Genomic DNA, 15581 nt, shown 5'->3' on the forward strand with positions numbered 1-15581 from the left:
GGGGTTGCAATCAATGACTGCCGATTACGAAACGCTTGCCAAGACCATCGCGGCCCTGACCGAAGGCGAAACGGATCAGGTTGCTCTCATGGCCACTGTCGCCTGCGAGGTTCACCATTCCGACGATCGTTTTGACTGGACCGGGTTTTATCGTGTCACCGAGCCGGGCATTCTGAAAATTGGCCCCTATCAGGGTGGGCATGGGTGTTTGGTTATCCCGTTCGAGCGGGGCGTCTGCGGTGCAGCCGCAAGAACGGGCGAAGCGCAACTGGTGCCGGATGTCGACGCGTTTCCGGGTCACATCGCTTGCGCCAGTTCAACCCGGTCCGAACTTGTTCTGCCGGTGCGGGACTCGTCGGGCACAGTGATTGCCGTTTTTGACATTGACAGCGACCAGCCGGATGCTTTCACGCAACAGGATGCGCAAAACCTGGAAAGCATTCTGACCGCGGTGTTTGCGGCGTGCTAACCTCTGGCGTCGTTGCGGTCCTGCATCAAAACAGGGGATTTCCGGGCGATTGGACGGCCCGGCGGACTTCGTCTTGCAGGCTTCGAAGCGATCTCCTATCAAAATCCATAGCGAAGTTTCGTTTTGGGGTGTTTCTCAGGGATGCAAGAGTCTGACATCAATCCGACGGTCGCGGATGAAGCGCCCAAAAAAGGGATCAGACGCGCCCATATGGCGACATTCCCTGATCGCGTCGGCGTATTGCCCCATTCGGTGGCAAGCATCGCGCCGCAGGTCGATAGGGTTTTCATCTGCCTGAACGAATATCAGGATGTGCCCAATTTTCTGGGCGAGTTCGATAACGTCACGGCCGTGATCCCCGAGCGGGACTACAAGGATGTCGGCAAGTTCATTTTCCAACCTGATCCGGAAGACACCGTTTTTCTTGTCGACGACGATATCGAATATGCGGACAACTATGCCCGTCAGACCATACGCCGGGCGCGGGGCGTCGGACTGGAAAAGCGTGTCTTCGGCTATCATGCCACGACATTCACAAATCCCACACCCAAGTCGATACGGCAGCGCACGTTGTTGCGCATGAATCAACGGCTGACCTACTCGACCAGAGTACACCAGCTGGGAACCGGAACCGTCATGTTGTCCGGGTCGCTGTTCCCAACGCTGGATTACATGGAGGGCAGCGAGAAGTTTGTCGATGTGCGTTTTGCCCGCTACTGTTTTGAAAATGACATCGAAATGTGGACGCTGCCCAGAAACCGCCGCCGCTTTCCCAGCTTGCTTGCAGGGCTTGAGCCGGAAAAGCGTGAAACGATTGCTGACAGTTTCACCCGTCGTTGGCCTCAACATGTGCTGGATGAAGTGAAGGTTTTTGCCGGCCTTCAATTCTAAAGCCAGACGGGCTGTCCAAGATCAAGGGTGATTCAGGACGTGCCCCGGCGTGAAGGATCGCCGATGTCGCCGCAGCGCGACAGGGGAACGGCGTGTGATGTCTTTCCGAAATGATATCACTGCAGGAAGAATGCTGAAATCCGGCTGCTGCTACCCTGCGACTGTCTGGTGTTTCAGGGCCTTACGCGCCAGCTGGCCATTAACTCCGTTGTCGGCAAGCTGTAGTGGTCAACGTCCAAACAAAAACGGACGTGAAAAATCACTTGGAAATTTCACAAACTTGCTCCATCGTGAAAAACGAGGAAAAAATTTCACGAGATTCGGAGCGGCCTGTGAACAGCCAAGCCCCCCAAAGCGCGACACTAGGTGCTGACCTGCGGGCCTTGCGCAAGGCCCGAGGGTTGACCCTGACCGAGATTGCAACCCGGCTGGATCGCTCTGTCGGTTGGTTGAGCCAGGTTGAGCGTGACTTGTCAGAGCCTTCAATCTCGGATCTGCGCCAGATTGCCGAGTGCCTTGGCGTGCCCATGTCGATGCTGTTTGCGCATTCCGCTGCCCCCGCAGACGAACAGGGCTACGTTGTGCGTGCCGGGTCGCGTCGCCCGATGGGATCGGGCGAAGAAGGGCTGATTGAAGAGTTGCTGTCGCCTGATCTGACCGATGATTTCGAAATGGTACATTCCACTTTCGAGCCAAATTCACGGATGCAGACACCAGCCAACCGCCCGACGCAGGAAGTGGGCTACATGATCTCAGGCCGATTGAACCTGACGATCGGGTCGCGTGAATTCCTGGTGACTCCGGGTGACAGTTTTCGGATCAAACATGAACCTTATCAATGGGCTAACCCTTATGATGAACCTGCCGTGGCCATCTGGGTCATTGCTCCGCCGGTGTATTGATGTCGTTTGAGGCCTGGACCATATTCGCGCTTTTCTGGGTGGTATTCGTCACCACACCGGGGCCGAATGCAGTCAACTGCATCTCGAACGGGATGAGCCTGCCGTTTTCGAAGGCCATGCTGGGTGTACTGGCCATCCTGACACAGGCCAGCATGTTTTTGATCCTGTCCGCGCTGGGCGTCACTGCCCTGATTGCGGCTTCTCCGACCGGTTTCTTCATGGCCAAGCTGGTCGGCGCGGGCTTTCTGATCTGGCTGGGCGTGCGGGGGTGGATGAACGCAACAAAGCCCGCACTGGTTTCGGAGCGCCCGGCCCGGCACGTTTATTTGCACGCGCTGGCAGTGGCCACGATCAACCCCAAAAGTGTCGCCGGATATCTCGCGGCGTTCTCGCAATTCGTTCAGCCCGAGGTTCCGATCTGGCAGCAGATGGTCGTGATCATGCCAACCGCGCTGATCATCACCACACTCAGCTATACCGGTTTCACCGTGTTGGGCGCCTTGATGGGCAAGGCGGCACTGGGCGCGGTGTTCAATATCTGGGTGCGCCGGGTGATGGCGGCCTGTTTCATAATCTACGGCGTGTTGTTGGGAACCAGCACCGCTCCAGCGGCAAGGGGGTAGTCATATGCACAACGGGTCCTGCCTTTGCGGTTCAGTTGCTTTCACCATCGACGGAGAGCTGTCGCCGCCCTCGGCCTGCCATTGCGGTCAATGCCGCAAACAGTCCGGCCATGTTTGGTCTTCGACCTGGACGCATCAGGATAACCTCAGCTTCACCGCCAGCGATACACTTGCGTGGTTTCGCGCTTCGGACACCGCCCGTCGCGGTTTCTGCCGTTCATGCGGTTCATTCCTCTTCTGGCAGCACAATGACGAGGACACGATTTCGATTTCCATGGGTGCGCTCAGCGAGCCCACGGGTCTAACGCTCTCGAAGCATATCTTTGTCGCCGACAAGGGCGATTATTACGACATCACGGACGATCTGCCCCAACGGGCACAGTAACAAGGATCAATACCAATGAGCGATTTTCCGACAAAAGCCCGCGTGGTTGTTATCGGTGGCGGTGTGGTGGGGGCTTCCTCGCTGTACCATCTGGCCAAGAAAGGCTGGACCGATTGTGTCCTTCTGGAAAAGAACGAACTGACCGCGGGTTCGACTTGGCATGCGGCGGGCAACGTTCCGACCTTCTCGAATTCATGGGCAATCATGAATATGCAGCGGTATTCGACCGAGTTGTATTCGCGTCTGGGCGAAGAGGTCGACTATCCGATGAACTACCATGTTTCGGGCTCGATCCGTCTGGCGCACAGCAAAGAGCGGATGCAAGAGTTCGAACACGCAATGGCAATGGGCCGCTATCAAGGCATCCCGATGGAGATGTGGACCCCGGAAGAAGCTAAAGAGCGCTATCCATTCCTGGAAACGCACGATCTTGAAGGCGTGTTGTACGACCCGACAGATGGCGACATTGATCCGGCGCAGCTGACACAGGCGCTGGCCAAGGGGGCCCGGGACATGGGCCAGAAGATCATCCGGTTTTGCCCGGCAAATGGCGTAACTCAGCACGACGATGGCACCTGGACCGTCCACACGGACAAGGGCGATATCGATTGTGATTATGTGGTGAATGCTGCCGGATACTATGCGCAACGCGTCGGCGAGTGGTTCAAACCCTTCGGCGGCCGCACTGTTCCCGCAATGGTCATGAGCCACCAGTATCTGCTGACGGACGAAGTTCCGGAAGTTGAAGAATGGTCCAAGGCGAACGGCGGCAAGAAGCTGCCGCTGTTGCGCGATGTAGACGTCTCATACTACCTGCGGCAGGAGAAGAACGGCTTCAATCTTGGTCCTTACGAGCCTAACTGTAAGGGCCATTGGATGACCGAAGATGACCCTATGCCCGAGGATTTCAGTTTCCAGCTTTGGAACGATGATCTGGACCGCATCGAGGACATCGTCACCGACGCGATGGAGCGGGTGCCGCTGATGGCAACCTCGGGTGTTGGACGTGTCATCAACGGACCGATTCCCTACGCGCCGGACGGCTTGCCGCTGATTGGCCCGATGCCCGGCGTCAAGAATGCGTTCGAGGCGCACACCTTTACCTTTGGCATCGCGCAAGGCGGCGGGGCAGGCAAGGTGCTGGCCGAGTGGATCGTTGATGGTGCGACCGAGTGGGACATGTGGGCGGTCGATCCGCGCCGCTATACCGATTACACGGATCAGGATTACTGCAACCGTAAGGGTATGGAAGTGTACGGCAACGAATACGCCATGCACTTCCCCCATCACGAATGGCCCGCTGCGCGCGACAAGAAACTGTCACCTGTCCATGAAAAGGTCAAAGCGCTGGGCGGCGTGATGGGGGCCTATAACGGATGGGAACGGGCGAACTGGTTTGCAAAGCCGGGTGATGACATATCGCTTGAGGCAACCCACACCTGGGGTCGGTCCGGCCCGTGGGAGCAGCGGATCAAAGAAGAATGCGAGGCCGTGAAAGACCATTGTGGCGTGTTGGACTTGCCTGGCTTCTCGCGCTTCATGGTCAAGGGAGACGGCGCCGCCGAGGCGTTGCGCGGCCTCGCAACCGGAGGATTGCCAAAGGTCGGTCGCATGAACCTCATCTATGTCTCTGACGACCGCGGCCGTATCCTGACCGAGATGTCCTGTATTCGTTTGGGCGAAGACGAGTTCATGATGATAACGGCGGCAACTGCGCAGTGGCACGATCGCGATATCCTGATGAACGTGATGCCTTCCACAGTGTCGGTCGAGGATGTCACCACGACACGTGACACCCTGATTGTCACCGGTCCGAAATCGCGTGAGATCCTCTCGGGTATGACAGATGCTGATCTGACCTTGGGTTGGTTGACCCATCAGTCTGCTACCGTTGCAGGCCAGCCTGTTCATCTTATCCGCGTCTCCTTCGCCGGTGAGTTGGGATGGGAAGTGCACGCTTTGAACGAGCATATGCCTGCGATCTACGATGCGATCATCGACGCCGGTGCCAAGCCGTTCGGGATGTACGCGCTGAACTCGCTGCGCATCGAAAAAGGCTATCGCGCGTGGAAAGGCGATTTGTCGACCGACTACTCGCTGCTGGAAGGCGGCCTGGAGCGATTTGTCAAACTGGACAAACCACAGGACTTCCCCGGAAAGGCAGCGATCCTGAACGAAAAGCAGCAGGGCGTTAAAAAGTCGTTCGTCACCCTGACTGTCGATGCGGGTGATTGCGATGCGCCGTACATGTCCTGTATCTGGCAGAACGGTGAGATCGTCGGCGAAACCACGTCCGGCGCATGGGGTTACCGCGTCGGCAAGTCCATCGCGCTGGGCATGATCAAGGCCGAGCTTGCAAACCCCGGAACCGAGCTCGAGGTGGAAATCTACGGCCAGAAGTGCCGTGCTGTGGTACAGCAGGACCAACCGCTTTGGGATCCCGAGAACGAGCGGTTGCGCGCTTAACCCCTATCGGAGACGGCCATGAGCAATCGATGCGCCAAACCGGGACCGGGAGAGGGTCCCGACTATGACCGAGAGAACGACCACACCTACTTAAGGGTGTTGGGTCAAAACACAGACGTGGCGTTTGCGACTGTAGAAGACAATCTGAAGGCCAGCATCGCGCTTGGCCTTCATTGTCATGACAGCCGCGCAGAAACGTTCTGTATTCTGGAAGGCGAGGTTGATTTCCTGGTTGATGGTGGATGGTATCGATATGGGCGGGAGATCACGATCCACGGTCCGGATCAGTCGGATGATGAGGTCTGAGATGACGACCCCTAAAACCATGTCGGGCGTCTACCTGACCGGCCACGGCGGACCCGAGGTTCTGGAATGGCGTGATGATATCTCGGTTCCTGAACCCGGGGCAGGGCAAATTCTTGTCCGTGTCGCCGCTGCGGGAGTGAACAACACGGATATCAACACGCGGGTCGGTTGGTACTCATCGGATGTCACCGGTGCAACGGATGCCGTTGATCAGGACGTTGAAGCCGGTGGTTGGGGCGGCGCATTGCACTTTCCCCGCATTCAGGGTGGTGACCTGTGCGGCATTGTTGAGGCGGTTGGTGTCGGGGCAGGTTTCGAACAAGGCCAGCGCGTGACATGTCCGATAAACATTCCGCGCCCACGCCCTGGAAACCCGCAGGGCTTCATTGCGCTTGGTTCCGAGATCGACGGGGCTTTTGCCCAATACTGCCTTGTTGAAGCGGATGATCTTTATGATGTCAGCGCTTCGCCCCTTACGGACGTGGAAATCGCAGCCATTCCTTGCGCCTTTGGCACGGCCGAAAATCTATTGACCCGTGCGGGTGTTACCGCAGGACAAAAGGTTTTGATCACCGGCGCTTCAGGAGGCGTAGGTCTGGCGGCGGTGCAACTCGCCGCACTGCGCGGGGCGTCGGTTTCGGGTGTGACAAGTGAGGCCAAAGCAGAAATCGTGAAGTCTCAGGGGGCAGAAAACACGTTTGACCGGAACGACCCGCTGCCGCAAGATATGTTCGATGTGGTGATCGACGTTGTGGGTGGACCCGTATGGCCATCGTTGATCCTTTCCCTGAAACCCGGCGGGCACTACGCCGTTTCGGGGGCAATAGCTGGCCCGATTGTTGAAGCTGATCTGCGCGACATCTACCTGCGCGACATAACCATACATGGGTGTACGCATCAGGCACCCGGAGTCTTTGCCCGTCTTGTGGAACTGGTGAATACCGGACGGATCAAGCCGCTGGTTTCCCGGACCTATCCGCTGAAGGATATTGGCATTGCACAGGCCGACTTTCAGTCAAAGACTCTTCCGGGAAAACTGGTATTGGTGCCCTGAGGAGTAACGACATGGCAGATATCACCCTTTTGGACGGCTCTATCGGGCAGGAACTGGTAAAACGCAGTGGCGACCGGGCGACACCTCTGTGGTCGACGCGCGTGATGATCGATCACCCCGATTTGGTCGGAGAAGTGCACCGCGACTATTTCCGTCGGGGTGCGACGGTCGCGACAACCAATACTTATGCCGTGCATCGCTCTCGTCTGGTGCGGGTGGGGATGGAAGATCACATGCCCACCCTGATCGACACTGCCCTGACACAGGCCGAACGTGCCCGCACGGAAACCGAGGGGCGGATCGCGGGTGCATTGGGGCCGTTGCTGGCATCATATCGACCCGATCTTAACCCGGACCCGGCAGACGCGGCTGAAAAGTTCGCCGAGCTTGTGACCATGATGGCCGCTCGGGTCGATCTTTTTCTGATCGAGACCGTGTCTTCGATACAGGAAGCCGAGGGCGCACTGCGAGGCACGGCCGGATGCGGAAAACCGGTTTGGCTGTCCCTTTCGGTCAATGATGACGATGGCGGCTTTCTCAGGTCCGGCGAACCGTTGGCGGACATTGCTCCGCTGGTGAAAGAGTTTTCGCCCGATGCCGTGTTGATCAACTGTTCCCGTCCCGAGGCGATCCCGGCGGCGCTGGAGGTTCTGTCCGGCATGAATCGGCCTTTTGGGGCCTACGCCAATGGATTTACGCATATTTCAGATGGCTTCCTTCAGGACGCGCCGACCGTGGATGCCCTGCAAGAGCGCCATGACCTCAGCCCCAAGGCTTATACGGACCAGGTGATGCGGTGGGTCGATCAGGGGGCAACGATTGTGGGTGGGTGCTGCGAAATCGGACCGGATCATATCGAAGAACTGGCGAACCGATTGCGTGCCGCCGGTCATAACATCGTCTGAACAAGAAAATGGCGGCAAAACCAACTTCGGCAGCACCAAATCAGGCCATCCGGCATTTCGACATCCTTGTCGCGCCGGGCTTCGTGTTGTTGGAGCTGGCTTCGTTGGTTGAGGTGTTGAGGCTGGCCAACCGTGTATGCCCAAGCCCTCCGTTCACCTTCACCTATCGCTCGCTCAAAGGTGGCCCGATTGCCAGCAGCAGTGACGCTGTGGTTCAAACAGAAGCGGTGCCGTCACTGCCTAAGGCGGACTACCTGTTCGTAATCGGCAACTCAGATCCGGATCACCCGGATTTGTCGTTGGGACGGGTGGTGTCGGACTATACCTTCCGGGACGCCAAGGTGTTCCTGCTGGCCGAAGCCGCCAGCCGCTATATTGACGAACAGGGTACAGACGACTTGGCAACCCATTGGGAGAACGCATCGTTCCTGCGGGAACGCGGAGCCCGGTTCGAAGCCAAACTGTCGATCGCAACCCAACAGGGCGCAGTGGTGACATGTGCCGGGATGGAGGCCACAACCGATATCGCCCTGGCAGTGATCGGACGTCATATCTCGGGACCTGCAAAGATGACCGTGGCCGACATCATGTTGCATGAGAACATCCGTGATTTCGCCTCGATGCAGCCATTCTCAGGCGCCAAGTTGACCGCGACGGGAGATTCGAAGCTGGATCAGTGCATAAAGCTCATGCAGGCCAATATCGAAGACCCCCTGCCGATCAATCAGATTGTCGAGTCGCTGCACCTGTCGAACCGGTCCCTTGAGCGTAAGTTCAAAACCTTTTTTGGAACCACTCCCAACGGTTTCTACCGGGAAATGCGACTGGCCAAGGCAAATAACCTATTGCTGAACACCACGATGAGCGTTCGCGAAATTGGATTGGCTTGTGGTTTTCCGAACGGTTTTTCGTCCGTCTACAAAAGCTTCTTTGGGGTCACGCCCTTTGTCGTGCGCCGGGAAAAGCGCGCGGCGACACATCGGTGAAAACTGCCGATTTCGTGACGTTTTTGGTGCATTTGTTGACGATCTTCCATGGCAACTTATTCCAAACCTGACACAGCGGAGAATTCAGGATGGTTGATCTTCCCAGCAAGGCCCGTGTGGTCATCATCGGCGGTGGCGTCATCGGATGCTCGGTCGCATATCATTTGACCAAGAAGGGTTGGAAAGATGTCGTGCTGCTGGAACGCAAGCAGCTGACCAGTGGCACCACCTGGCATGCGGCAGGTCTGATTGCGCAGCTGCGCGCCACGGCAAACATGACCAAGCTGGCGAAGTACAGCCAAGAGCTGTATGGCGCGCTGGAAGAGGAAACTGGCGTCGCTACGGGATTCAAGCGGTGCGGGTCGATCACCGTGGCCCTGACCGAAGAACGCAAAGAGGAAATCTATCGTCAGGCTGCGATGGCACGGGCGTTTGGTGTCGAGGTCGAAGAAATCTCGAATGAGCGCGTGCAGGAGCTGTATCCGCACATCAATCTCGAGGGCGTCAAAGGTGCCGTCTATCTGCCGCTCGACGGGCAGGGTGATCCGGCCAATATTGCGCTGGCTTTGGCCAAGGGCGCGCGCCAGCGCGGGGGCGTGTTGAAAGAGAGGGTTAAGGTCACCGATATCGTCAGGCAGGGCCGGTCGGTTACTGGTGTGGACTGGGTCGCGGATGACGGCAGCGCCTCGGGCCATATCGAATGTGACATGGTGGTAAACTGCGCGGGCATGTGGGGCCACGAAGTTGGCCGCATGGCCGGTGTGAACGTTCCGCTGCATGCCTGCGAACACTTCTACATTGTGACCGAGAACATCGATGGTCTGACCCAGCTGCCGGTGCTGCGTGTGCCGGACGAATGTGCTTATTACAAAGAAGATGCAGGTAAAATCCTGCTGGGTGCGTTTGAACCCAACGCGAAACCTTGGGCGATGAATGGCATCCCGGACACGTTCGAATTCGACCAGCTGCCCGAGGATTTCGACCATTTCGAACCGATCCTCGAAGCCGCCTGCGAACGGATGCCGGTGCTGGCCGAGGCGGGCATCCACACCTTCTTCAACGGCCCCGAGAGCTTTACGCCTGATGATGCCTATCATCTGGGTCTGGCACCCGAGATGGACAATGTCTGGGTTGCCGCCGGGTTCAATTCGATTGGCATTCAATCGGCCGGTGGTGCAGGCATGGCGTTGGCCGAATGGATGGATACGGGCGAAAAACCGTTCGATCTGGGCGATGTAGACATCAGTCGGATGCAACCGTTTCAAGGGAACAAGCAGTACCTGTTCGAGCGCTCGAAAGAGACCCTGGGCCTGCTCTATGCCGACCACTACCCCTTCCGCCAGAAAGCCACCGCGCGCGGTGTTCGCCGGACTCCGTTCCACCATCACCTGCTGGAGCAGGGTGCCGTGATGGGTGAACTGGCCGGGTGGGAGCGCGCCAACTGGTTCGCCAACGAAGGGCAAGAGCGCGAATACAACTACAGCTGGAAGCGCCAGAACTGGTTCGAGAATTCCGCGGCTGAGCACAGAGCTGTGCGTGAAAATGTGGGCATGTACGACATGTCTTCGTTTGGCAAGATCCGCGTAGAGGGTCCCGATGCCGAAAAGTTCATGAACTATATCGGTGGCGGCGATTACGCAGTGCCCAATGGCAAGATCGTCTACACGCAGTTTCTGAACCGTTGCGGCGGAATCGAGGCGGATGTCACCGTGACACGTCTTACCGAGACTTCCTATTTGGTGGTCACTCCGGCAGCGACCCGTCTGGCGGATCAGACCTGGATGATGCGCCATTCGGGCAATTTCAACGTGGTCATCACCGATGTCACGGCGGGTGAAGGCGTTTTGGCGGTGATGGGCCCGAATTCCCGGGCCTTGCTGGAAAAGGTGTCGCCCAACGACTTCTCGAACGCGGCAAATCCCTTCGGCACCGCGCAGGAAATCGAGATCGGCATGGGCCTCGCCCGTGCCCACCGCGTCACCTATGTGGGTGAGCTTGGATGGGAGATCTATGTATCCTCCGACATGGCGGGCCACGTCTTTGAAACGCTGCACGAGGCGGGGCAGGACATGGGGCTCAAGCTGTGCGGCATGCACATGATGGACAGTTGCCGGATCGAAAAGGGCTTCCGCCATTTCGGGCACGATATCACCTGCGAAGATCACGTCGTCGATGCGGGTTTGGGCTTTGCAGTCAAGGTGGACAAGAGCTGCGATTTCATTGGGCGTGAGGCCGTGATTGCGCGCAAGGAAAGCGGTCCCCGGAACCGTCTGGTCCAGTTCCGCCTGACAGACTCCGAACCACTGCTGTTCCACAATGAACCGATCGTACGGGATGGGGAGTACGTGGGCTACCTGAGTTCCGGCAACTATGGCCATACTCTCGGCGGTGCCATCGGTTTGGGCTACGTGCCATGCCAGGGAGAGAAAGCCGCCGACGTTCTGGCGTCGACCTACGAGATCGACGTGTGTGGCGTGAAGGTCAAAGCCGAAGCGTCACTCAAACCCATGTATGATCCCAAATCCGAACGGGTGAAGGTGTGACCATGGTGTTCGGTGGGGGCTCTGCCCCCGCCGCCTTCGGCGACTCCCCCGAGATATTTTCGGCCAGATGAAGATTGGTTCCCCTTGTTCATCTGGCCCCAAATATCCCGGAGCGCGAGGCAGAGCCTCGCATTTCAGACGTCACCTGAAAAGCGTGGTCCGATAACTCATCAAACATCGTTATGTGACACTTCACTGTTTTCAGAGTTTTCAACCTGTTCAGTTCTGCCGTAAACCGAACCGGTAGCAACCGGAGACCCGATGTGGCTGACCCGCTCTTACCTTCTCAGAACACGGACACACCAAAAGGACTTGCGTTGGCAGTCACGGCTTATGTCCTGTGGGGGTTCCTGCCTCTGTATATGAAAGCGTTGGATCATATGGGGCCGGTCGAGGTCGTGGCGCATCGTGTTATCTGGTCAGTACCCGTGGCGGGGTTGTTGCTAGTGGTACTGGGCCGAACCCGGGATCTGAAGGCTGCGCTTGGCAATCCGAAGATGTTAGGCATGGCCGCTTTGACAGCTGCGCTAATTTCCGTGAACTGGGCGATTTACGTATGGGCCATTTCTACGGGTAACGCGTTGGATGCTGCGCTGGGATATTACATCAACCCTCTGTTCAGTATTGCGCTGGGGGCGATCTTGTTGAGGGAACCCCTGACAAGGACACAACTGTTCGCGGTCGGGTTGGCTGCGATGGGTGTGGTGGTACTTGTGGTAGAAGCCGGTCGATTGCCTTGGGCCGCTCTTGGGTTGATGGTCAGCTGGGGGTTCTATGCGTTTTTCAAACGCTCGCTGCCGATTGGACCGAACCAGGGTTTTCTGCTTGAGGTCCTGATCCTTTTGATTCCGGCACTGGTCTATATCACCTTTCTGGGTGTGCAGGGCACAGGACATTTCGGCGTGGCGATGTCGGACACTCTATTGTTGTCCTGCGCCGGGGTTGTGACGGCCGTGCCGTTGCTGGTTTACGCAAATGGCGCCAAACTGGTGCGCCTGTCCACGATGGGCATCCTGCAATACATTGCGCCGACCATGATTTTCATTACAGCAATAACCCTGTTCGGTGAGAAGATAGACACAGGCCGGATGATTGCGTTCCCACTGATCTGGGCGGCTCTGGTTGTTTACTCGATCCCTATGATCCGGCAGGTGCGCACTCAGGCCTGAAGCAACAGACGCGCGGCTGCATCTGCCCAAAGCGCATACGCCCGGGGGCTGGGATGATAGCCATCCGGTGCAGCCAGCGCCGGGTCGTCCGGCAGGTCGAGTGGCAGGTGTTGAACATGCGGAAAAGCAGCCGCAACCTCTTGCAGCCCCTGGTCCAGGCGTGCGGCCTGGCATCCAAGCACCCAGGCCAGCGGCTGAGGCAAGGCCGGAAACCTGTTCATCTGCGGGACAGCGGTTACGACGATGCGACGAGCGCCCAGACCTTCGGAAAGTAAGCGGATGAGACGGGTCTGGCGGCTTGTAAATTGCCCACGTGTCACGGCTCGGGTGACATCATTGACTCCGAGTGCCGTAACGACAGCATCGAATTCGCCATCTATTTGCGTCAGGCGGTCAATCGTATCCTGGGTGGTGTGCCCGGTTGCCGCTTCCAGCTGCCATTCGACCACGTAGTGCCTGGCCAGACGGTTGACCAGATGTCCGGATAACGCCTGATCCTGCGTGCCTGCGCCCACTCCGGCTGCCGAGCTATCACCGATGATCAGAAGCCGCAGACGCGGCCCGCGACCTCTGCGGCCCTCGCGCGCGCCGGTCGGTTCCGGCAGCAGCTGAGCGTTCCGTTGCACCGAAAGGCCCTGCGCGGCAAGCACCGGAAGCAAAGGCACCCGCAAAATCTGATCGACAGCTAAGGAACGCGGCATTGTCAGCTCAGCGCGTTTTTGAATTCAAGAAAACGAGCGTCGGTCATGACCCGCGCCATCATGGCATCGCGCAAGGCACCCACCGTTTTGTAGGGGCGCATGACGACCTCGAAAGTCTGAATCAACCCGCTGTCATTCAGCGTAACAAGATCCACGCCGATACCATCCAGATCACCGACTTTGCATTGGAACTCCAACGCCCAGTCTTTCCCGTCGCCCATGACGCGCCGATAACGAAAATCTGAAAACACCTGCCCGACATGCCCCAGAACGGCAGCGACCGGAGCGCGCCCTGTCCAGGTGCTGTAGTAGGTTGGTGGCAGGAACTGCACATCTTCGGCCAAGAGTTCGTGGATCAAGGCCTCATCGCCTTTCGCGACAACCTCTTGCATGCGTTCAATTGTCGGGTGCATGGCATCTCCTCCGCTTTTGGGGTGAAGGTCACCGAACATGGGCGGGCATGCAAGGACGACGTTGCGGGAGGTCACGAGCTGGGATAGGCACCCTGCATGAGCGACGCCTATGATCCCCCTCAAACCCCGCTGGATGTGTTGCATGAAGATGCACAGCTGATCGTGGTGAACAAGCCTTCGGGCTTGCTTTCGGTTCCGGGGCGGGGCGCGCATCTGTCAGATTGTCTGTTGACCCGGGTGCAGGATGCATTTCCACAAGCACTGCTGGTGCACCGGTTGGACCGGGATACGTCCGGTGTCATGGTCTTTGCCCAAACGCCGCACGCGCAGCGCAACCTGAGCATGCAATTCGAGCAGCGTCAGACCCGCAAAACCTATGTAGCCCGTGTCTGGGGGCAGCTGGAACCCAAGACCGGTACCGTTGACCTGCCTCTGATTGTGGACTGGCCCAACCGGCCCAGACAGATGGTTTGTCATGGGACGGGCAAACCTGCCGTGACGGACTGGCGCGTTGTGAAGACCGAAGGCGATACGACGCGTGTGCGTCTGTTTCCCAAAACGGGCCGGTCTCATCAGCTTCGCGTTCACATGCAGGCGCTGGGCCACCCGATCCTGGGCGATCCATTCTATGCGACAGGCGATGCGCTGGACTTTCCCAGATTGATGCTGCATTCAGAAGAGCTGCGCCTGAAGCACCCGGAAGGTGGGGTTTCGATGAAGTTTCGGGCCCGGCCCGAGTTCTGATTTCAGGCCGTGCTGGTCCAGAGCATCTTCAGATTTCCCAGCGAAAAACGTCTTGATCGTTTCTTTGAACCAGGTTGCTTGCACTGCCGGGCCATGGCGATTTCGCGCTCGATCTCGAAGGCGCGCAGGGTGTGGTCCTGAGACCATTGCCCCAGCCTGAGTGTCATCATGACGTGGGTGTCGAGGTAAGGCATTTTTCGTGCTCCTTTTTTCGATGCCATTCCAATCTGACCCATCACTCCTGACACCTTTTTGTCAGTGGGGTGTGCTAAGGTGTCAGCATGTTGACAGGAAGATGCCATGCGCCGTTCGACCCGATTGTTTGAAATCATCCAGATCCTGCGGGCTGCGGGCGCTCCGGTCACGGCAGAGGCACTGGCCGCAAGGTTGGAGGTGTCCGTGCGCACGGTCTATCGCGACATTGCCGAGTTACAGGCGCAACGGACGCCCATCGAAGGAGAGGCCGGTATTGGGTACGTGATGCGACGCGGCTACGATTTGCCGCCGCTCAATTTCGATGCAGAAGAAGTTGAGGCTTTGTGGGTTGGCCTGTCCCTTCTTGCACGTACCGGCGACAGCCACCTGCAAAGGGCCGCCAACCGGATATGCCAAAAGATAGACGCGCTGCATTGTCCTGCAGACTGGCTACAGGTGGCGCCATGGGGTGCCCCGGCGGACGATCCGGAAAAGGGTTGTGTATCGATCGCACATTACCGCGAGGCCATTCGGGCAGAACGGAAAATTCGTATCACCTATGAAGATGGCGAAGGCGAACGCACGGCCCGGGTCGTGCGCCCTCTGGCGCTGATCTACCACATCGAATGCACGATGCTGGCAGGCTGGTGTGAACTGCGCAACGGCTTTCGCCATTTCCGCACCGACCGTATCTGGTCCAGCGAATGCACGGAAGAAAGCTTTTCAGGACAGAGCAGGTCGTTGCGCGATCTTTGGCAGGAACAGCAGAATGCAGAAACGCTCGTTGAATCGGTGTGAATACGTGTTTGGCGGGTATTCGCCTACTTCA

The 15581-nt window shown here is 58.0% G+C and carries 17 protein-coding genes; 14 read left to right on the plus strand and 3 right to left on the minus strand.

Annotation, left to right across the window (positions count from 1 at the left end; genetic code table 11):
* Positions 1 to 13: 13 nt before the first annotated feature.
* The 12 genes from AC2FLP_RS16900 to rarD all read left to right on the plus strand — a co-directional run bounded on the left by AC2FLP_RS16900 (position 14) and on the right by rarD (position 12699).
* Complete coding sequence (locus AC2FLP_RS16900; RefSeq protein ID WP_117872072.1) at positions 14 to 469, plus strand: GAF domain-containing protein; 456 nt, start codon at positions 14 to 16, stop codon at positions 467 to 469.
* 141 nt (positions 470 to 610) lie between these two features.
* Positions 611 to 1360: a hypothetical protein gene (locus AC2FLP_RS16905; RefSeq protein WP_496685078.1), complete on the plus strand. Its 750-nt coding sequence runs from the start codon at positions 611 to 613 to the stop codon at positions 1358 to 1360.
* 332 nt (positions 1361 to 1692) lie between these two features.
* A complete protein-coding gene (locus AC2FLP_RS16910; protein WP_299900905.1) occupies positions 1693 to 2262 on the plus strand; it encodes a helix-turn-helix domain-containing protein in 570 nt (189 codons plus the stop codon).
* The gene (locus AC2FLP_RS16915; RefSeq protein WP_299900902.1) at positions 2262 to 2885 is read left to right on the plus strand and encodes a LysE family translocator; all 624 of its coding nucleotides are present in this window, start codon (positions 2262 to 2264) and stop codon (positions 2883 to 2885) included. The genes AC2FLP_RS16910 and AC2FLP_RS16915 overlap by 1 nt, the downstream gene beginning before the upstream one ends.
* Before the next feature lie 4 nt (positions 2886 to 2889).
* A complete protein-coding gene (locus AC2FLP_RS16920; protein ID WP_117872078.1) occupies positions 2890 to 3270 on the plus strand; it encodes a GFA family protein in 381 nt (126 codons plus the stop codon).
* A gap of 15 nt (positions 3271 to 3285) precedes the next feature.
* On the plus strand, positions 3286 to 5736 hold the full coding sequence (locus AC2FLP_RS16925) for a GcvT family protein (RefSeq protein ID WP_299900899.1): 2451 nt from the start codon (positions 3286 to 3288) through the stop codon (positions 5734 to 5736).
* A gap of 18 nt (positions 5737 to 5754) precedes the next feature.
* The gene (locus tag AC2FLP_RS16930; RefSeq protein ID WP_299900896.1) at positions 5755 to 6042 is read left to right on the plus strand and encodes a cupin domain-containing protein; all 288 of its coding nucleotides are present in this window, start codon (positions 5755 to 5757) and stop codon (positions 6040 to 6042) included.
* 1 nt (position 6043) lies between these two features.
* On the plus strand, positions 6044 to 7096 hold the full coding sequence (locus AC2FLP_RS16935; protein ID WP_496685080.1) for an alcohol dehydrogenase family protein: 1053 nt from the start codon (positions 6044 to 6046) through the stop codon (positions 7094 to 7096).
* Between the two features lie 11 nt (positions 7097 to 7107).
* On the plus strand, positions 7108 to 8001 hold the full coding sequence (locus AC2FLP_RS16940) for a homocysteine S-methyltransferase family protein (RefSeq protein WP_496685082.1): 894 nt from the start codon (positions 7108 to 7110) through the stop codon (positions 7999 to 8001).
* An 8-nt stretch (positions 8002 to 8009) separates the two neighbouring features.
* Positions 8010 to 8987 carry a GlxA family transcriptional regulator gene (locus AC2FLP_RS16945; protein ID WP_117872087.1) on the plus strand — a complete coding sequence of 326 codons (978 nt, stop codon included), beginning with the start codon at positions 8010 to 8012 and terminating at the stop codon, positions 8985 to 8987.
* Between the two features lie 89 nt (positions 8988 to 9076).
* Complete coding sequence (locus AC2FLP_RS16950; protein WP_496685084.1) at positions 9077 to 11530, plus strand: GcvT family protein; 2454 nt, start codon at positions 9077 to 9079, stop codon at positions 11528 to 11530.
* Positions 11531 to 11793: 263 nt separating this feature from the next.
* Positions 11794 to 12699, plus strand: coding sequence for an EamA family transporter RarD (gene rarD / locus AC2FLP_RS16955; protein ID WP_496685086.1), 906 nt, complete (start codon positions 11794 to 11796; stop codon positions 12697 to 12699).
* On the opposite strand, the gene AC2FLP_RS16960 is transcribed toward rarD, so the two are convergent.
* Both AC2FLP_RS16960 and AC2FLP_RS16965 read right to left on the minus strand, forming a co-directional pair.
* Positions 12690 to 13400 (minus strand): SGNH/GDSL hydrolase family protein, encoded by a 711-nt coding sequence (locus tag AC2FLP_RS16960; RefSeq protein ID WP_496675549.1) that lies wholly within the window; start codon positions 13398 to 13400, stop codon positions 12690 to 12692. The genes rarD and AC2FLP_RS16960 overlap by 10 nt on opposite strands.
* A gap of 2 nt (positions 13401 to 13402) precedes the next feature.
* Positions 13403 to 13813 (minus strand): nuclear transport factor 2 family protein, encoded by a 411-nt coding sequence (locus tag AC2FLP_RS16965; RefSeq protein WP_299900879.1) that lies wholly within the window; start codon positions 13811 to 13813, stop codon positions 13403 to 13405.
* Between the two features lie 96 nt (positions 13814 to 13909).
* Here AC2FLP_RS16965 and AC2FLP_RS16970 point away from each other — a divergent pair, with 96 nt between their 5' ends.
* On the plus strand, positions 13910 to 14557 hold the full coding sequence (locus AC2FLP_RS16970; RefSeq protein WP_496685088.1) for an RluA family pseudouridine synthase: 648 nt from the start codon (positions 13910 to 13912) through the stop codon (positions 14555 to 14557).
* Between the two features lie 2 nt (positions 14558 to 14559).
* Here the strand turns inward: AC2FLP_RS16970 and AC2FLP_RS16975 are convergent, their stop codons facing one another.
* The gene (locus tag AC2FLP_RS16975) at positions 14560 to 14751 is read right to left on the minus strand and encodes a hypothetical protein (RefSeq protein WP_299900876.1); all 192 of its coding nucleotides are present in this window, start codon (positions 14749 to 14751) and stop codon (positions 14560 to 14562) included.
* A 106-nt stretch (positions 14752 to 14857) separates the two neighbouring features.
* Between AC2FLP_RS16975 and AC2FLP_RS16980 the strand changes: the two genes are divergently transcribed.
* Positions 14858 to 15550 (plus strand): helix-turn-helix transcriptional regulator, encoded by a 693-nt coding sequence (locus AC2FLP_RS16980; RefSeq protein WP_299900873.1) that lies wholly within the window; start codon positions 14858 to 14860, stop codon positions 15548 to 15550.
* Positions 15551 to 15581: the final 31 nt, after the last annotated feature.

Source organism: Ruegeria sp. CDSA141, assembly GCF_059612005.1.

Bases quoted from the DNA above. Each gene is read 5' to 3' on its own strand.
- AC2FLP_RS16970 (WP_496685088.1), top strand. From the start codon at position 13,910: ATGAGCGACGCCTATGATCCCCCTCAAACCCCGCTGGATGTGTTGCAT.
- AC2FLP_RS16980 (WP_299900873.1), top strand. From the start codon at position 14,858: ATGCGCCGTTCGACCCGATTGTTTGAAATCATCCAGATCCTGCGGGCT.
- AC2FLP_RS16950 (WP_496685084.1), top strand. From the start codon at position 9,077: ATGGTTGATCTTCCCAGCAAGGCCCGTGTGGTCATCATCGGCGGTGGC.
- AC2FLP_RS16975 (WP_299900876.1), bottom strand. From the start codon at position 14,751: ATGCCTTACCTCGACACCCACGTCATGATGACACTCAGGCTGGGGCAA.
- AC2FLP_RS16900 (WP_117872072.1), top strand. From the start codon at position 14: ATGACTGCCGATTACGAAACGCTTGCCAAGACCATCGCGGCCCTGACC.
- AC2FLP_RS16915 (WP_299900902.1), top strand. From the start codon at position 2,262: ATGTCGTTTGAGGCCTGGACCATATTCGCGCTTTTCTGGGTGGTATTC.
- AC2FLP_RS16940 (WP_496685082.1), top strand. From the start codon at position 7,108: ATGGCAGATATCACCCTTTTGGACGGCTCTATCGGGCAGGAACTGGTA.
- AC2FLP_RS16905 (WP_496685078.1), top strand. From the start codon at position 611: ATGCAAGAGTCTGACATCAATCCGACGGTCGCGGATGAAGCGCCCAAA.
- AC2FLP_RS16935 (WP_496685080.1), top strand. From the start codon at position 6,044: ATGACGACCCCTAAAACCATGTCGGGCGTCTACCTGACCGGCCACGGC.
- AC2FLP_RS16920 (WP_117872078.1), top strand. From the start codon at position 2,890: ATGCACAACGGGTCCTGCCTTTGCGGTTCAGTTGCTTTCACCATCGAC.
- AC2FLP_RS16925 (WP_299900899.1), top strand. From the start codon at position 3,286: ATGAGCGATTTTCCGACAAAAGCCCGCGTGGTTGTTATCGGTGGCGGT.
- AC2FLP_RS16930 (WP_299900896.1), top strand. From the start codon at position 5,755: ATGAGCAATCGATGCGCCAAACCGGGACCGGGAGAGGGTCCCGACTAT.
- AC2FLP_RS16960 (WP_496675549.1), bottom strand. From the start codon at position 13,400: ATGCCGCGTTCCTTAGCTGTCGATCAGATTTTGCGGGTGCCTTTGCTT.
- AC2FLP_RS16945 (WP_117872087.1), top strand. From the start codon at position 8,010: ATGGCGGCAAAACCAACTTCGGCAGCACCAAATCAGGCCATCCGGCAT.
- AC2FLP_RS16965 (WP_299900879.1), bottom strand. From the start codon at position 13,813: ATGCACCCGACAATTGAACGCATGCAAGAGGTTGTCGCGAAAGGCGAT.